The 16,701-nt window shown below is 64.1% G+C and carries 12 protein-coding genes; 9 read left to right on the top strand and 3 right to left on the bottom strand.

Translation table 11 applies throughout. The annotated features are described in order from the left end of the window. The first annotated feature begins 377 nt into the window (after positions 1-377). Positions 378-1,484, top strand: coding sequence for a TRAP transporter substrate-binding protein (locus tag ACSBOB_RS05735; protein ID WP_442581494.1), 1,107 nt, complete (start codon positions 378-380; stop codon positions 1,482-1,484). 135 nt (positions 1,485-1,619) lie between these two features. Here ACSBOB_RS05735 and ACSBOB_RS05740 read toward each other — a convergent pair whose 3' ends face one another. The 3 genes from ACSBOB_RS05740 to ACSBOB_RS05750 form a co-directional block, all read right to left on the bottom strand. Continuing rightward, positions 1,620-3,065, bottom strand: a complete 1,446-nt coding sequence (locus tag ACSBOB_RS05740) for a TRAP transporter large permease (protein ID WP_442581495.1) — start codon at positions 3,063-3,065, stop codon at positions 1,620-1,622. Beyond that, positions 3,062-3,670 (bottom strand): TRAP transporter small permease subunit, encoded by a 609-nt coding sequence (locus tag ACSBOB_RS05745; RefSeq protein WP_442581496.1) that lies wholly within the window; start codon positions 3,668-3,670, stop codon positions 3,062-3,064. Before ACSBOB_RS05745 ends, ACSBOB_RS05740 begins: the two co-directional genes overlap by 4 nt. A 203-nt stretch (positions 3,671-3,873) precedes the next feature. Continuing rightward, the gene (locus ACSBOB_RS05750; protein WP_442581497.1) at positions 3,874-4,788 is read right to left on the bottom strand and encodes a branched-chain amino acid ABC transporter permease; all 915 of its coding nucleotides are present in this window, start codon (positions 4,786-4,788) and stop codon (positions 3,874-3,876) included. Positions 4,789-4,884: 96 nt separating this feature from the next. On the opposite strand from ACSBOB_RS05750, the gene ACSBOB_RS05755 reads away from it, so the two are divergent. The 8 genes from ACSBOB_RS05755 (at position 4,885) to ACSBOB_RS05790 (ending at position 16,698) form a co-directional block, all read left to right on the top strand. After that, positions 4,885-5,487: a CGNR zinc finger domain-containing protein gene (locus ACSBOB_RS05755; protein ID WP_442581498.1), complete on the top strand. Its 603-nt coding sequence runs from the start codon at positions 4,885-4,887 to the stop codon at positions 5,485-5,487. A 184-nt stretch (positions 5,488-5,671) separates the two neighbouring features. Continuing rightward, positions 5,672-6,268 (top strand): hypothetical protein, encoded by a 597-nt coding sequence (locus ACSBOB_RS05760; protein WP_442581499.1) that lies wholly within the window; start codon positions 5,672-5,674, stop codon positions 6,266-6,268. Positions 6,269-6,397: 129 nt separating this feature from the next. After that, the gene (locus ACSBOB_RS05765) at positions 6,398-9,871 is read left to right on the top strand and encodes an indolepyruvate ferredoxin oxidoreductase family protein (protein ID WP_442581500.1); all 3,474 of its coding nucleotides are present in this window, start codon (positions 6,398-6,400) and stop codon (positions 9,869-9,871) included. 182 nt (positions 9,872-10,053) lie between these two features. Next, positions 10,054-12,366: a putative bifunctional diguanylate cyclase/phosphodiesterase gene (locus ACSBOB_RS05770; protein ID WP_442581501.1), complete on the top strand. Its 2,313-nt coding sequence runs from the start codon at positions 10,054-10,056 to the stop codon at positions 12,364-12,366. 207 nt (positions 12,367-12,573) lie between these two features. Continuing rightward, positions 12,574-13,341 (top strand): N-acyl amino acid synthase FeeM domain-containing protein, encoded by a 768-nt coding sequence (locus ACSBOB_RS05775; protein ID WP_442583650.1) that lies wholly within the window; start codon positions 12,574-12,576, stop codon positions 13,339-13,341. Positions 13,342-13,475: 134 nt separating this feature from the next. Continuing rightward, positions 13,476-15,458 (top strand): AMP-binding protein, encoded by a 1,983-nt coding sequence (locus tag ACSBOB_RS05780; RefSeq protein ID WP_442581502.1) that lies wholly within the window; start codon positions 13,476-13,478, stop codon positions 15,456-15,458. Then, a complete protein-coding gene (fosX, locus tag ACSBOB_RS05785; RefSeq protein WP_442581503.1) occupies positions 15,458-15,877 on the top strand; it encodes a FosX/FosE/FosI family fosfomycin resistance hydrolase in 420 nt (139 codons plus the stop codon). Before ACSBOB_RS05780 ends, fosX begins: the two co-directional genes overlap by 1 nt. Before the next feature lie 65 nt (positions 15,878-15,942). Next, the gene (locus tag ACSBOB_RS05790) at positions 15,943-16,698 is read left to right on the top strand and encodes an ABC transporter ATP-binding protein (protein WP_442583651.1); all 756 of its coding nucleotides are present in this window, start codon (positions 15,943-15,945) and stop codon (positions 16,696-16,698) included. Positions 16,699-16,701 lie beyond the last annotated feature (3 nt).

Consider the following 16,701-nt stretch of genomic DNA (forward strand, 5'->3'; position numbering starts at 1 on the left):
GAAGGGCGGATTGCCAAGGGCCGTCGATGTGGCGGAAACCGGGGGGCGGCGAAGCGTGCAACTAAAGTCGCAGGCGGCTTGGAGCGATCCGGAATTTGTCGCATCGGACGCGGATTCGAGGCTTTCGTGCGCTGGACACGGCTTCGACCGCGTGTATTGTGCGAAGTCTACAGCTGAGGAAAATCAACAGTTTCCTTTAGGGCATGTCGTGATTCCAGGTAATGCTGGCTTGCAAATGTCGGTTTCTGCGCTTCCGGTGTTCGTGTACCCAGACGTACGCGGCGCGCCGGTCTCGCAAGCCCGCCATTCTCGGATCGGCCTGACTGTTTTCCCGATACCCTAGATACCATCCCCCAAGATCCGGATCGGAGGAATTCATGGATCGTCGTTCGTTCTTCAAGAAAGCCGGGGCAACCGGCGTCGGCGTCGCCGCTGCAACGGCGCTGGCCGCACCTGCCATCGCGCAGTCGAATCCGAAAGTCACCTGGCGGCTGACCTCGTCGTTCCCGAAGGGGCTCGACACCATCTATGGCGGCGCGGTGACGCTTTCGAAATACCTGTCGGAAGCCACCGACGGCAATTTCACCATCGACGTCTTTGCAGCCGGCGAACTGGTTCCCGGCCTTGAGGCGGCTAACGCGGCGGCGGCCGGCACGGTCGAAGCCTGCCACACGGTGGCATATTATTACTGGGGCAAGGACCCAACGTGGGCGCTGGGCGCGGCGGTTCCCTTCGCGCTCAACGCACGCGGCATGAACGCCTGGCACTACCATGGCGGCGGCATCGCCCTGTTCAACGAGTTCCTCGGCAAGCAGGGCCTCTACGGCCTGCCGGGCGGCAACACCGGCGTACAGATGGGCGGCTGGTTCCGCAAGGAGATCAACACGGTCGCCGATCTGCAGGGCCTGAAGATGCGCATCGGCGGCTTCGCCGGCAAGGTGGTGGAACGGCTCGGCGTCATCCCGCAGCAGATCGCCGGCGGCGAGATCTACCAGGCGCTGGAGAAGGGCACCATCGACGCGGCCGAGTGGGTCGGCCCGTATGACGACGAGAAGCTCGGCTTCCAGAAGGTCGCGCCGTTCTACTACTATCCGGGCTGGTGGGAAGGCGGACCGACGGTCCACTTCATGTTCAACAAGGCCAAGTACGAAGAACTCTCGCCCGCCTACAAGTCGCTGCTGCACACGGCTTCGCAGGCCGCGGACGCCAACATGCTGCAGAAGTACGACTATCTCAACCCGACGGCGATCCGCAAACTGGTCGCCAATGGCGCGCAGCTGAAGCCCTTCAGCCCGGAAATCCTGGCAGCCTGCTTCGAGAAGTCGAACGAGGTCTATGCCGAGATCGAGGCGGGCAACCCGACCTTCAAGACGATCTGGGAGTCGATCAAGGCGTTCCGCAAGGATTATTATCTGAACATGCAGATCGCGGAATACAATTATGACACGTTCATGATGATCCAGCAGCGCGGCGGCAAGCTGTAGACTTGCAGCTTTAAGGTTCGAAACGCGACCCCGGAGCGCAAGCTCCGGGGTTTTTTGCATTTAATACAAGCGGATGAGGGGCGGCTCAGACTTCAAGGCGAACGGCCACTGGCATCAGTCGCCGGCAGGCCAGAGTCAGAACTTCGGGGCGGCGTTCAGGTCGAAGGCGGGTGGCGCGCTCAGCCCGTCGCCGCTGCTGCCCGGCGCGCCGGGAACCTCGAAATTGTCGAGGTTCTGCACGACGTCGGTGTCGAGGAAATAGGTCACCATTTCCGGGAACGCGATCAGCAGGCCGACAAGGATCAGTTGCAGGCAGAGCCACGGAATGGCGCCGAGATAGATGTCCTTCGTCAGCACCGTTGCGCGTGGCGCGATGCCGCGCAGGTAGAACAGCGCGAAGCCGAAGGGCGGGTGCATGAAGCTGGTCTGCATGTTGGCGCAGATCATGACGCCGAACCAGATCAGGTTGATGCCGAGCGCCTCGGCCACCGGCGCCAGCAGCGGGATGACAATGAAGGCGATCTCGAAGAAATCGAGGAAAAACGCCAGGATGAAAATGAAGATGTTGACGAAGATCAGGAAGCCGACAACGCCGCCGGGCAGGCCCGTCAGCATTTCCTCCAGCCAGTGACCGCCGCCGACGCCCTGGAAGACGAGGCTGAAGACACGGGCGCCGAGCAGGATCCACACGACCATGGCGGTAAGGCGCATGGTCGAGTCCATGCCCTGGTAAATCAGTTTCCATTTCAAGCGCCCGTTGAACCAGGCGAGCAGCATCGCGCCGACGACGCCCATGGCGCCGGCTTCGGTCGGCGTGGCGAGGCCCATGAAGATCGTGCCGAGCACGATGAAGATCAGCGCCAGCGACGGGATCATGCCGCGCGCGCATTTGGCGATCAGCGGCCAGCCACGCAGCGTGCGCGCTTCGGGCGGCAGCGCCGGCACATAGTCGGGCTTTATGATGCTGAGGATGAAGACCCAGCCCATGAACAGCAGCACCTGGACGATCGATGCCCCGGTGGCGCCGATATACATGTCGCCGGGCGAACGCTGCAACTGGTCGGCGAGCACGATCAGCACCAGCGAGGGCGGGATGAGCTGGGTGATGGTTCCGGAGGCGGCGATGACGCCGGTGGCGTGGCGAACATTGTAGCCGTAGCGCATCATGATGGGCAGCGAGATCAGGCCCATGGCGATGACCGAGGCGGCAACTGTTCCGGTTATGGCGCCAAGCACCGCGCCGACCAGGATGACGGCATAGGACAGTCCGCCCCGCATGCCGCCGAACAACTGGCCAAAGCCTTCGAGCAGGTCTTCGGCGAGGCCGCTGCGCTCGAGGATGACACCCATGAAGGTGAAGAAGGGGATCGCCAGCAGCAATTCGTTCGAGACGACGGAGAACAACTGGTAGGTGAGGTTGCCCATGAAGTCGGGCGCGATCAGCCCGAGCTCGATGGCGATGAAGCCGAAGAACAGGCCCACCGCCGCCAGCGAAAACGCCGCGGGATAACCGATCACCATGAAGAAGATCAGCCCCAGGAACATCAGCGGGGCTATGTAGTGGATCAGCAGATCGATCATTGCAGGGGCTTCTCGTAGGCGAACTCGCGCACGTAGTCCGTCGTCAGCGAGAGGATGCATTTGATGATTTCGGAGATGCCCTGCAGCGCCATCAGCGCGAAGCCGACAGGCAGCATCAGCCGCACCGGCCAACGGATCAGGCCGCCGGCATTGGAGGAGACTTCTCCCGAGACCCATGCCTGCCAGAACCAGGGCCAGGTGAAGTAGATCATCATCACGCACATCGGCAGCAGGAAGAAGATGCCGCCGAGCAGGTCGATCCAGCTGCGGGTGCGCTCGCTGACCCAGCCGTAGACCAGGTCGACGCGAACATGCTCGTTGACCTTCAGCGTCCAGGCTCCACCCAGCATCACCATGCCGGCAAACATGTACCACTGCGATTCGGACAGCGAATTCGAGTTGCGGCCGTAGATGTCGAGGATGCTGCCGAAAACGCCGCCGCCGCCGGTATAGCGTTCGAGGCTGACCAGTGTCGTGACGCTGTAGCGCAGCAGCGCGTTGAACGCGCTGACGAGCGACGCGAAGAGCACGAGGTAGATCGCAACGATGCCGATGCGACGGTTCAATTCGTCGATCACGCTGGTCACAGCCAAAGCCGCTTGCAAGACGTCCTCCTGGTCGATCCGGCGCGCCTGTGTTCTCCCCACGACTTTTTGGCGCGCTGGTGGCTACCCGCATCGGTAGGACGGCGACCGTGTGCCGTCAACATGGAATGGCGCAGATGAGCGTGGCGATTGTGCCACTTCCCTCGCGGAAGAACGCATCGGGACGGGCGCTATTCGACGAATGTCTTAGGCTGTGTCGGGGATCAACCCGGCGCGCCAACCCTGTCCGGCTGCGCGCGCTCCGGCCTGAGCACCAGCAGCGCGACCAGCAGGCCCAGCATCCAGCCGTCCCGCCATTCGATCGGGAAATAACCGGACCACAGCGATTCGGCGATGCCGAAAGCGGCGCCGCCGAGCGCGGCGCGGGCCGGCGAGAGATAGCCGCCGACGGCGGTGACGAACAGGATCTTCAGGCCGAAGATCAAGCCGCTGCCGAAGCCGATGTTGCCGTAATAGAGCGCGGCGAGGATGCCGGCGACGCTGGCAGCGAGACCGCCAAGGACCACCGCCTGGCGGAACACTTTTTTCGTGTCGACGCCGCAAAAGGCGGCGGCGAGCGGGTCGTCGCTGACGGCGCGCCATTCCCGGCCGAAGCGGCTTGTCGCCATGGCTCGCGATGCGGCGGCCAGCAACAATGTGGCGACGATGCAGTTGATGACCTGCAACACGGTCAGCGTCAGGCGGAAGCCGTTTTCCGAGGCGAAGACGATGGGCTCGGAGAGAAGCGGCGGCAGCCAGAAGTCGCGGGTGTCGGCGGCGATGCGCACCATTTCCATCAGCACCAGCGAAACGCCGAGCGTCGCCGCCACGATGGTGTTGGGGGACCGGTCGGCGAGAGGCTGGAAGACGCTGCGGGCCAGGATGGCGGAGACGAGGGCTCCATAGGCCAGCGTCACCACCGTGCCGAGCAGGAGCGTCGCGGGCAAGGTCAGCCACAGGACCTGCCATCCGAACACGGCGGCAAGGATCATGATCTGGCCGGCGAAGCCGAATATGGCGCCATGCGCGAGGTTAGTGCGGTGCAGGACGCCGTTGATCAGCGCGTAGCCGAAGGCCAGCAGCGCGTAGATCGCGCCGATGTGCAGGCCGTTGAGCAGTTGTTGCAGGAAATACAGCATCGCGGGTCCGGTCGCGCGGGTTGGCGCGACTGCCGGCGAAGAGTGTAACTTCAATTCTAACTTGTCAAACAGCTTTTACCAGTTAGATTATCGGTCATGGCCGTTTCGTGGACACCGCATCGCTTCTCGGGTGGCGCTCTGGCGCTTGATGTGACCAACACGGTCGTACTTCGCGGGGATGCGGCGCGCTCGTTCGATCGTTTCGAGGACGTCGCGGAGATTGCCCGCTTCGCCGAGGCGGCGACGGTCCAGCGAGCGGCGGAACTCGGATCTCGCCGGCTTGTCGTGGCCGATCCGCGGGCCGCGGGGCCGAAGGTGCTGGCTCTCCGTGAGGCGACGGACCGGCTGTTCCGGCGCGGCGTGCTGCATGGCGGTGTCGAAACGGACGACCTTGCCACGCTCCTATTCGCCTGCGCCGATGGCCTTGTCGGGCACGGGCGGATCGAGAAGGGGCGGCCGATGCCGGGTGAGCCAGGCGCGCCGATTGCCTTCGAGGCGGCGCTGTCGGTCTCGGCGCTGTCGCTGCTGCCGCCGGCGCGGGCAGAGCGGATCAGGATTTGCGCCAATTGCCGCTGGCTGTTCCTCGACGAAAGCCGCAACCGCAGCCGCATCTGGTGTGACATGACGGTGTGCGGCAACCGGCAGAAGGCGCAGAGGCATTATCGGCGGCGCAAGGTCTTGGAGGACGCCGATGCGTGAACTGGTCGAGCGGTCGCGGATGGCTGTCGGCAATCCTGGCGCTCTACGTTGCCCCCCTCTGTCCTGCCGGACATCTCCCCCGCTTGGGGGGAGATTGGCCGTCATCTCTGATGTCGCCAATCGCCAACGTTGCAAGACAGGCGCAGGCGATCGCTGCTCGTCGATCTCCCCCCTTGTGGGGGAGATGTCCGGCAGGACAGAGGGGGGCGTCGTCGAGCGCCGGGGCCGCCGCAAACGATTCGAAACCGCGGCCCTGCGCAGCCTTTTGTGGGTCCTTGTCCTTCTGGTGGCCGGTCTCGCCGTCGCCTCCTGCCGCGATACCGGCGGCGAGGGCGAGTACTACCGGCTCGACGGCAAGATCTTCGTGTTCAACTACCGCAATGCCACCGCGACCTATCTGGTGAACATCGCGCCGGTGAAGCCGCCGACGGAGGGCGAGACGGCGGTGGTCAGTTTCGAGGATCCGGCCGGTGGTGCCCCGATCGTCGTAAGCGAGAAGATCTGGCCAAAATTCAACAGGACGACGATCATCAGCCCGCCGCTGCGCTGTGTGGTCAAGGATCGGCCCTATGCAGTTTCGATCCGCATCGACGATGCCGGCGGGACGGCGAAGCAGACCATCGAGACGACGATCACCTCGAGTGAGGATCAGGACGTGCTGCCGGACAGGCCGCTGGTCGTCGGCCCGCTCTATTCGCCCAATCCAGAGCTTGCGGGGCATCCGGACGGCAAACTGCCCGGCGCCGGCAAGCCGCCGTGTCCGGCGAGGGGGCAAGGATAGGTCCGCTGACTCTATGTTACCGGGCGTTCATGCAAATTTGTTTGACGTGGGGTTCAAGGAGCGAAAGAGTCCGCCGCAACGAACCCACGAGGGTCGGCTTCTTCGCCCGGCCCCAACAGGCATTAACGCATGACCCTTCACGACGTCGCGCTCGACGACAAGTTCGACCTGTCGAAGGAGCGCGTCTTCCTGTCCGGCGCCCAGGCCGTCGTGCGCATGCTTCTGATGCAGCGTGAGCGGGACAGGCTTGTCGGCCTGAATACGGCGGGATTCGTTTCCGGCTATCGCGGGTCGCCGCTCGGCGGGCTGGACATGCAGTTGTGGAAGGCGCGCAAGCAGCTCGGCGACGCCAGCATCGTCTTCCAGCCCGGCCTCAACGAGGAGCTGGCTGCGACCGCCTGCTGGGGTACGCAGCAGGCCGAGCTTGGCGGCGAGGGCCGCCACGACGGGGTGTTCGGGCTATGGTACGGCAAGGGCCCGGGCGTCGACCGCTCCGGCGACGTGTTCCGCCACGCCAATCTGGCCGGCACGTCGAAGCATGGCGGCGTGCTGGCGCTGATGGGCGACGACCATATGGCCGAATCGTCCACCAACGCCCATGCGACCGAGTTTGCCTTCGTCGACGCGATGATCCCGGTGCTCAATCCGGCCGGCGTGCAGGAAGTCATCGACTACGGGCTCTACGGTTACGCGCTGTCGCGGTTCTCCAGCACCTGGACGGCGATCAAATGCGTCAAGGACAACATCGAATCGACGGCCTCGGTCGATGCCTCGCTCGATCGGGTGAAGATCGTCCTGCCGGAGATCGACATGCCGCCGGGCGGGATCGGCATCCGCAACGAGCTCGACCAGCTCGGGCAGGAAGCGCGGCTGCATGAATACAAGCGCGCGGCGGTGGCGGCCTTCATTCGTGTCAACGGCATCAACCGCATCGTCTATTCGGGCGGGCGTGGCGCGAAGCTCGGCATCATCACCGTCGGCAAGAGCTATCTCGACGTCCGCCAGGCGCTCGACGACCTCGGCATCGACGAGGCGGCGGCCAACCGGCTCGGCATCCGCCTGTTCAAGGTCGGCGCGCCGTGGCCGCTCGATTTCGAGCACATCGCCGAATTCGCCGACGGGCTGGAGACGATCGTCGTCGTCGAGGAAAAGCGCTCGCTGATCGAGGTGCAGGTCAAGGAAGCGCTGTACAACACCAGCCACCGGCCGCTGGTCGTCGGCAAGACCGACGAGCGCGGGAGTTGGCTGTTTCCGGCCAAGGGCGCGCTCGACCCGAACGAGATCGCCATTGCGCTGGCCGAGCGCATCCTGCGCACCATCGGTCATTCGGAAGAGGTCGCGGCACGCGCTTCGCGGCTCAGGCAGTTCCAGGCGATGCTGGCCGACACTAAGGACATCGGCCAGCGCACGCCGTATTTCTGCTCGGGCTGTCCGCACAACAGCTCGACCAAGGTGCCGGACGGATCGGTGGCGGCGGCCGGTATCGGCTGTCACTTCATGGCGCTGTGGATGGACCGCGCGACTTCCGGTTTCACCGCGATGGGCGGCGAGGGTGCGCAATGGGTCGGCCAAGCGCCGTTCACGACGCGCGAGCACATCTTCCAGAACCTCGGCGACGGCACCTACAACCATTCCGGCAGCCTGGCGATGCGCTTCGCAAAGGCGTCGGGCGCCAACATCACCTACAAAATCCTCTACAACGACGCCGTGGCAATGACCGGCGGCCAGCCGCATGAGGGCGGGCTGACGGTGTTCGCCATCGCCGAGCAGGTGCGCGCCGAGGGCATCGAGCGTATTGCGGTCGTGAGCGACGAACCGGACAAATACGGGCCGGCCAATTTTCCCACGGGTACGACGGTCAACCACCGCGACGACATGGACCGGGTGCAGCGCGAGTTGCGCGAGGTCAGGGGCGTCTCGGTTCTCATCTACGACCAGACCTGCGCGGCGGAAAAGCGCCGGCGGCGTAAGCGCGGCACGTTCCCCGATCCGGACAAGCGAGTGATCATCAACGAGCTGGTGTGCGAGGGCTGCGGCGACTGCGGGGTGAAGTCGAACTGCGTTTCGGTGCAGCCGGTGGAGACCGAGTTCGGGCGCAAGCGGCGCATCGACCAGTCGAGCTGCAACAAGGATTTCTCCTGCGTCAACGGCTTCTGCCCGTCCTTCGTGACGGTGCATGGGGCCAAGATCAGAAAAGCCGGAGGTCTGGCGGGATCGACTGATCCGCTCGACGGCGTGCCGGAACCTCGGCCGTTCGCGCTCGGCGACGACGGATGGTCGGCGATCATCGACGGGGTCGGCGGCACAGGCGTCGTCACCATCGGTGCCATCCTCGGCATGGCGGCGCATCTGGAGGGCAAAGGCTGCGGCATGATCGACATGGCCGGGCTCGCCCAGAAGGGCGGCGCGGTGTTCACTCATGTGCGCATCGCGAAGACGCCGGAAGAGATCCACGCGATCCGGGTTTCCGCCGGCAAGGCCGATCTGGTCCTTGGCTGCGACCTCGTCGTCTCCGGCTCGCGAAAAGTGCTGGCAGCGGTGCGTGAGGGGCACACAGTTTTCGTGGCCAACACGGCCGAAATCATGCCGGGCGATTTTACCCGCGTGGCCGATTTCTCGCTGCCGACCGAGCGGCTGAAGCGGGCGATCCGCAAGGCCGCCGGTGACGATCGGGCGCATTTCTTCGACGCGACACGCGCCGCCAGCGTGCTGTTCGGCAATTCGATCGGCGCCAACATGTTCATGCTCGGTTTCAGCCATCAGGCTGGCGCGCTGCCGCTGTCGGCGGAAGCGGTGGAGCGGGCGATCGAGTTGAACGGCGAGGCGGTGGCGATGAACGTCGCGGCGTTCCGCTGGGGCCGCCGGGCGGCGCACGATCCGGAGTTCGTACGCAAGCTTGCTGCCGGGGCGGGCGCTGCACAGATCGCAGAGCCGTCGCAGTCGCTGGACGAGGTGATTTCGCGCCGCGCCGCTTTCCTCGCCGGCTACCAGAACGCCGCCTATGCGAAGCGTTATGTCGATCGAATTGCGGCCGTCCGCGCCGCCGAGGCCAGGGCGGTGCCGGGCTCAACGGAGTTGACGCAAGCCGTCGCTCGCAGCCTGTTCAAGCTGATGGCAGTCAAGGACGAGTACGAGGTGGCGCGGCTCTATACCGATGGCTCGTTCCAGCGGCAGTTGAGCCAGGAGTTCCAGAGTTTCGACCGGCTCGAATTCCACCTCGCCCCGCCGATCCTCGGGCGCCGCGACCCCGACGGCAAACCGCTCAAATCCAGATTCTCCGGCTGGATGATGAAGGGGTTCAGGGTCCTTGCTGCATTGCGCGGGGTGCGCGGGACGGCGTTCGATCCGTTCTCCTATACCGACGAGCGGCGGATGGAGCGCATGCTGCTCAAGCGTTACGAGGAGGATACGGATCGTATCCTGTCCGTCCTGGAGCCGCGCCGCATCGAGGCGGCCGTGGCGCTCGCCTCCCTGCCGCAGCTGATTCGCGGCTACGGCCACGTCAAGCAGGCGAGTGTCGCGAAGGCCGATGCCGAGCGCGACCGGCTGCTTGCGTGGCTCGACCAGCCGGAAGCCGAACCGATGGTGCGCGCGGCAGAGTAGCGGGCAGTCCAGCCACGCCACCTTGGCGTTCAGTTCCTGGCTTTTCCGCCGTTTCTGCGCGGATTTCGAGGCAGCTTTTATATTTCTATAATTTTCCTGCCCTGCGACGGATCGTGCTCGCCTAAGCCTTTCTTAAGCGGATTGTGCCACTGGTTGGGGCGCATCAGGGCCGGGAACGCGGCGTGTCAATCAGGCGAAAGAGCGATTATTCGGTCGACGTCTACATACCGTTCGTGGAAACGCTTTTCCGCGACGGTCTTACGCTGTCCATTGGATTCGCGGCGCAGACCCTGCTTGTCTTCCTTTGCTACTGGAAAACCGACAATCAGCTCTACCTCTATGTCGCCGCCGGGTTGATGGCCGTCGCCGTGCTGCGGCTCGGCAACATGAGCAAATACCGCAACGCGCCGCCGCCCAAGGATTGGGACGAGGCACGACGGCGCGAGAACGACTACATCCTCTACGGCTCCATGCACGGCCTGATGCTGGGGCTCTTCTGCTTCGTCGGCATCTATCTGGCGCATGACAATTTCGCCGAGATCGCCGCGGTGTCGGTGACGCTCGCCTCTGCGACCTCGATCTCCGGCCGCAACTACGGTTCGCCACGCATGGTCATGATCTTCATCATGACCATGACCTGGCCGATCTCGCTGGGCTTCATCTTGCGCGGCGACGTCTATCACGTGATCCTCGGTACGCTTTCGGTGCCGTTCTTCTTCGCCATCAAGCGCTTCGCCGATCTGGTGCGAGACGTGCTGTTCAAGGCTCTCTCCGAGCAGCGCAAGGCCGACAGCCTTGCGCAACGCTTCAACCGGGCGCTGAACACCATGTCGCACGGCCTGGTGATGCTGGGGCCGGACGGCAAGGTGGTCGTCGCCAACGCCGAGGCGGCGCATCTGATGTCGCTCAAGACCACGGAAGCGCTGCTCGGCCGTTCGATCCATTCGCTGCTGATGCGCGGCGTTGCCGGCGGCCTGCTCGACGCCAAGGACTGCCGCTTCGTCGAGGCGCAATTGACGCGGGCGCTGAGCGAAGGCCGCAACCGCAAGGTCCTGGTGTCGTTCACCAACGGCCAGCACTATGAATTCTCGGCGCGCGAAGGCAGCCAGGAACTGGGCGTCATCACCTTCGAGGACGTGACGGCGCGCGTCGAGGCGGAGGAGAAGATCCGATCGATGGCGCGCTACGACAGCCTCACCGGCCTGCCCAACCGCGCCTACTTCCACGAGATCGTCGCCGAGGCGCTTGCCGGCGGGGATCGCAGCCGGCTCTGCGCCATCTCGGTGCTCGACCTCGACGACTTCAAGAGCGTCAACGACACGCTGGGACATCCGATCGGCGACGGCCTGATCTACGCGGTTGCCGAAAAGCTGGCGGCTTTCGCCAGCGAGACCACCAAGGTCAGCCGCTTCGGCGGCGACGAATTCATGGTGTTCTTCGACCAGGTCGAGGACGAGAGCCATCTGGCGTCGATGCTCGACCGTATCTTCGCTGGTCTGCAGGGAGAAGTCGACGTCGCGGGCCATGCGCTGCGCGTGCAGGTCAGCGGCGGCGCCGTGCTGTCGCGGGTGAAGGATACCGACGTCGACGCGATGATCGTCAAGGCCGACCTGGCGCTCTACAAGGCGAAGGAACTCGGCAAGAACGACTGGCGGCTGTTCGAGTCGGCGATGGATGCAGCCTTCCGCAACCGGCAACTGATGAAGGCCGACCTCAGGACCGCGATCGAGACGCGGTCGCTGCGTGTCGTGTACCAGCCGATCGTGGCGATGAGCACGATGCGGATCGCCAGCTGCGAGGCGCTCTGCCGCTGGGACCATCCCGACCTCGGCCCGATCTCGCCCGGCATCTTCATACCGCTGGCCGAGGAGATGGGCATCATCTCGGAAATAAGCGCCTTCATGCTGGATTCGGCCTGCCGCGAGTGCGCGAAATGGCCGGAGCCGATCGGTGTGTCGGTCAATCTTTCGGCACGCGATTTCCGCAACCGCGACATCGTCGAGAAGGTGCGCGACGCGCTGGTTGCCGCCGGCCTGTCGCCGCAGCGGCTGGAGATCGAGGTCACGGAGACCGCGCTGCTCGACGACAAGGCGCTGACCCGCAACTTCATCGAGGAGATGCGACAGATCGGCGTGCGCATCGCGCTGGACGATTTCGGCACTGGCTACTCCAGCCTGAGCTACCTCCACACGCTGCCGCTCGACAAGATCAAGATCGACCGCAGCTTCCTGCTCGACGTGACACGCAACCCGCGTTCGCTGGAACTGCTCAAGGGCATCGTCAATCTGTCGCGGCCGCTGGGGCTTGCGGTCACGATCGAAGGTGTGGAGACCTTCGAACAGCTCAGAATCCTGGCGAACGAGGTGAAACCCGACCTGCTGCAGGGTTTCCTGTTCGGTTCCGCGCTGTCGGCCGCTGGCATCGAGACGATGTCGACCACCGTCTGGCCGTTCGCACCGGACAAACCCGCCACGCAGCGCAAGTCGCGCCGCTGATTCCCACTCCCTGGCGAATAAGGCCGAGGCTCGTCGGGTGTTGCACGCCCGTCCTTTTGGGGGTGGCGACGGCCAATTAACGATTTTGTTAACTTTTTCTTAAGGTTAACGCTTGGTAAACACGACGTGTACAGTTTTCACCTTTACACCTGAACTGCCGCGGTTCACCCTCATTCTGGCGGGGCTAGGGGCCATGAAATGACGGACATGCGATACGCACTGGGCGCTGCGGCCGGTGCCGAAGTCACCGGTGTGCCTGAAATCTCGGAGTTCTCGAGGAAGGTCTCGGAGCTTCTCGAACGTACGGAATACCGGCGCTGCGACAAGGGCGAGGATCTCGAAGACATCTACCGGCTTCGCTATAAATCCTACCGTCTCTCCGACATGGTGTCGGACATTCCCGGCCAGATGATCCACGACCCGCTCGACGAGACCCCGAACTGCTACAAGTTCGGCATCTATGTGGACGGCACGCTGGTCAGCACGCTTCGCATCCATCATGTCAGCGGCAAGGTGCCGCTTTCGCCGTCGATGATGGTGTATGGCGACATATTGCGGCCGCTGCTGGCCGCGGGCGACACCTTCATCGACCCCAGCCGCTTCGCGGCCGATCCGGAATGGTCGCGGGTCTATCCGCAGATACCCTACCTGACGCTCAGGCTGGCGGGCATGGCGTGCTTCCATTTCCAGGCGCCCTATTGCCTGTCGACCATCAAGGAAGAGCATGTCGGCTTCTACAAGCGCATCTACCGGTCCGAGCAGATCGGCGAGTTGCGCGATTATCCCGGCCTGAACTATCCGGTCGTGCTCTATCGCGCCACGGTCGCGGCGATCCGCGAGCGGTCGTTCACGCGCTACCCGTTCTTCAAGTCGACACCGATGGAGCAGCGCATGCTGTTCGCCAAGCCGAACCGGGGAGAGCTTGCACCGCTGACCATCCTGCCGACGGCGAAATATATCCGCGACGTCGCCTGATGCCGTTTGCCGGCTGGCCGGCGAACGAAATTCCCGATGCCCTCCCGATATTAGGCTAATGTCGTGTTGCATTGGCCGCCGCTATCGGCACTATGGCCCGACAACGCGCAAAGCGGACCGGGAGGAGCATGGTCATGGCATCGACGGCCTCCGCCGCCGCCTCAGACCTCGATACGTTTCCGAAATATCTGCTGCTGAACGCCGTTCGCTTCGGCGACAAGCCGGCCATGCGCCACAAGGATCTCGGCATCTGGCAGAGCTGGAGCTGGGCGCAGCAACGCGACGAGATCCGCAAATTCGCACTTGGACTGGAGGCGCTGAGCCTGCGCAAGGGCGACAACATCGCCATCATCGGCTCGAATCGGCCGCGTCTCTACTGGACTTTCACCGCCGCTCAGTCGCTCGGCGCGATACCGGTGCCGGTCTATGGCGACGCGGTGGCCGACGAGATGGCCTATGTGCTCGACCATGCCGGCGCGCGCTTCGCCGTGGTGCAGGACCAGGAGCAGGTCGACAAGATTTTTGGCACGATCGAGCGCATCCCGTCGCTCGGCGCGATTATCTATGACGAACCGCGCGGGCTGACGAACTACCGCCAGCCGATGCTGCATTCGTTCGAGAGCGTGCAGGAGCGTGGTGCGGCCGTGCTTGCCGCCGATACTCAAAGCGGCAAGGCATGGGAGGAGGGAATTCGCGGTGCGTCCGGCGACGACACGTCGGTGATGCTCTACACCTCAGGCACGACCGGCCGTTCCAAGGGCGTCATGATCCCGGCGCGCGGTTCGGTCAATGCGGCGCGCGACACCGCTGCCTTCGACCGGCTGAGCGAAGCCGACAGCGTGCTCGCCTACCTGCCGCTCGCTTGGGTCGGCGACCATTATCTCAACTATGCGCAGGGCTATGTCTCCGGCTTCTGCATGAACTGCCCGGAGAGCAGCGAGACGGTGGCGCAGGATCTGCGCGAGATCGCGCCGACCTTCTATTTCGCGCCGCCGCGCGTCTTCGAGCAGCTCTTGACCAGCGTCACCATCCGCATGGAGGACGCCGGCCGGCTGAAACGCTGGATGTATCGGCGCTGGATCGGCGTGGCCGCCAGGCATGGCGAGGCTATCCTGGAAGGCCGGCCGGTGCCGCTGCCGGCCAGGCTCGACTATGCGCTCGGAAAATTCCTGATCTACCAGCCGCTGCGCAATGTGCTTGGGCTCTCAAACATCCGCGTCGCCTATACGGCGGGCGAGGCGATCGGCCAGGACCTTTTTTCCTTTTTCCGTTCGCTCGGCATCAATTTGAAGCAGCTCTACGGGCAGACGGAGGCGTTCCTCTACGTGACCTGCCAGAACGACAGCGCGGTGCGCGCCGACACGGTTGGGCCGGCGGCGCCGAACGTGGACATCCGCATCACCGATGCCGGCGAGGTGCAGTTCCGTTCGCCCGGCCAGTTTTCCGGCTATTTCAAGCAGCAGGAGACGACCGCCGAAACCGTCACCGACGACGGCTACGTGAAGACCGGCGACGCCGGCTTCTTCGATGCCGCCGGCCAGCTGAAGATCATCGACCGGGCCAAGGACGTCGGCAAGCTGAATTCGGGCGCGCTGTTCGCGCCGAAATACATCGAGAACACGCTGAAGTTTTTCCCGAACATCAAGGAGGCGGTGGCTTTCGGCCACGGGCACGACTTCGTCGGCGTGTTTTTGAACATCGACCTGCAGGCGGTCGGCAACTGGGCCGAACGCAACAACATCGCCTATGCCTCCTACCAGGAACTGGCCGGGCATCCTGACGTCTGCAAGATCATCGCCGGCCATGTCGACGAGACCAACCGGCGGCTGTCGCGCGAGCCGGTGATGGCGGGCGCGCAGATCAAACGCTTCCTCATCCTGCACAAGGAACTCGACGCCGACGACGGCGAGCTGACGCGCACGCAGAAGGTGCGCCGAGCCTTCGTGTCCGAGCGCTACCGGCCGCTGGTCGAGGCGTTGTACGACGGGTCGGCCGAAAAGTTCGTGGACACGGAGGTAACCTACGAGGACGGGCGAAAAGGCCGCATCAGCGCCACGGTGAAGATCGCGGAGGCGAAGACTTATCCGGCGGTCCAGCCAGCAGCGGAGGCGGCGTAGTGGTCGAAGGTCTCTCCCACATGACCTTCGTGGTCAGGAACCTCGACCGCATGTCGCGGATCCTGACCGAGGTGCTGGGCGCGGAGCAAGTGTATTCGAGCGGCGGCGACACCTTTTCCCTGTCCCGGGAAAAGTTCTTCCTGATCGGCGATCTGTGGATCGCGATCATGGAGGGAGAGGCGCTTCCGGCCCGCAGCTACAATCACGTGGCGTTCAAGATCGACGACAGCGACTTCGATGCCTACGCCGAACGGATCGGGCGGCTCGGCCTCGATCTGCGCCCGCCGCGGCCGCGCGTGGAAGGCGAGGGCCGCTCGCTCTATTTTTACGACGAGGACAACCACCTGTTCGAACTGCATACGGGAACGCTTGCGCAGCGGCTGGCCCGATACGCGCTGAAACGCGAGGCGGCCGAATGAGCGGGGCGACAAAGGAGACCGCGCCGACGCCACCGAACGAGGGCATCGCCCCTGGCGGCCTCCTCATGGACGTTCGCAACGTCTCGCTGTCCTTCGGCGGTGTGAAAGCGATCACCGATATTTCCTTCGACATCCGAAAGGGCGAAATCAGGGCGATCATCGGGCCGAACGGCGCGGGAAAAACGTCGATGCTCAACGTCATCAACGGGTTTTATACGCCGCAGAAGGGCGAGATCGTCTTTCGGGGAAAGACGCGGCGGGCGATGAAGCCGCATCACGCGGTTCGCCAGGGCATCGCCCGCACCTTCCAGAACGTCGCGCTGTTCAAGGGCATGTCGACGCTCGACAACATCATGGCCGGCCGCTCGGTGCATATGAACAAAAACCTGTTTTGGCAAATGCTGTGGCACGGGCCGGCGCTGCGCGAAGAAATCGAGCACCGCGAAAAAGTCGAGGAGATCATCGACTTCCTCGAAATCCAGCACATCCGGCGCACACCTGTCGGCAAGCTGCCCTACGGCTTGCAGAAGCGGGTGGAACTCGGGCGGGCGCTGGCGATGGAGCCGTCGCTGCTGCTGCTCGACGAGCCGATGGCAGGCATGAACCTCGAGGAGAAGGAGGACATGAGCCGCTACATCATCGACGTGAACCGCCAGCGCGGCACCACGATTGCGCTGATCGAGCACGACATGGGCGTGGTCATGGACCTTTCCGACCGGGTCGTCGTTCTCGACTACGGCAAGAAGATCGCCGACGGTGTTCCCGATGCCGTCAAGTCAAACCAGGCCGTCATCGCCGCCTATCTCGGCGTAGCGCACTGAAAG

The sequence above is a fragment of the Mesorhizobium sp. KACC 23794 genome (assembly GCF_052180275.1).
Classification (GTDB): domain Bacteria; phylum Pseudomonadota; class Alphaproteobacteria; order Rhizobiales; family Rhizobiaceae; genus Kumtagia.

Excerpts from the sequence above, each read along its gene's own strand:
- ACSBOB_RS05740 (WP_442581495.1), bottom strand. The coding sequence starts at position 3,065 with ATGATCGATCTGCTGATCCACTACATAGCCCCGCTGATGTTCCTGGGG.
- ACSBOB_RS05755 (WP_442581498.1), top strand. The coding sequence starts at position 4,885 with ATGGCCGTTTCGTGGACACCGCATCGCTTCTCGGGTGGCGCTCTGGCG.
- ACSBOB_RS05790 (WP_442583651.1), top strand. The coding sequence starts at position 15,943 with ATGGACGTTCGCAACGTCTCGCTGTCCTTCGGCGGTGTGAAAGCGATC.
- ACSBOB_RS05765 (WP_442581500.1), top strand. The coding sequence starts at position 6,398 with ATGACCCTTCACGACGTCGCGCTCGACGACAAGTTCGACCTGTCGAAG.
- ACSBOB_RS05735 (WP_442581494.1), top strand. The coding sequence starts at position 378 with ATGGATCGTCGTTCGTTCTTCAAGAAAGCCGGGGCAACCGGCGTCGGC.
- ACSBOB_RS05750 (WP_442581497.1), bottom strand. The coding sequence starts at position 4,788 with ATGCTGTATTTCCTGCAACAACTGCTCAACGGCCTGCACATCGGCGCG.
- ACSBOB_RS05760 (WP_442581499.1), top strand. The coding sequence starts at position 5,672 with ATGTCCGGCAGGACAGAGGGGGGCGTCGTCGAGCGCCGGGGCCGCCGC.
- ACSBOB_RS05780 (WP_442581502.1), top strand. The coding sequence starts at position 13,476 with ATGGCATCGACGGCCTCCGCCGCCGCCTCAGACCTCGATACGTTTCCG.
- ACSBOB_RS05775 (WP_442583650.1), top strand. The coding sequence starts at position 12,574 with ATGCGATACGCACTGGGCGCTGCGGCCGGTGCCGAAGTCACCGGTGTG.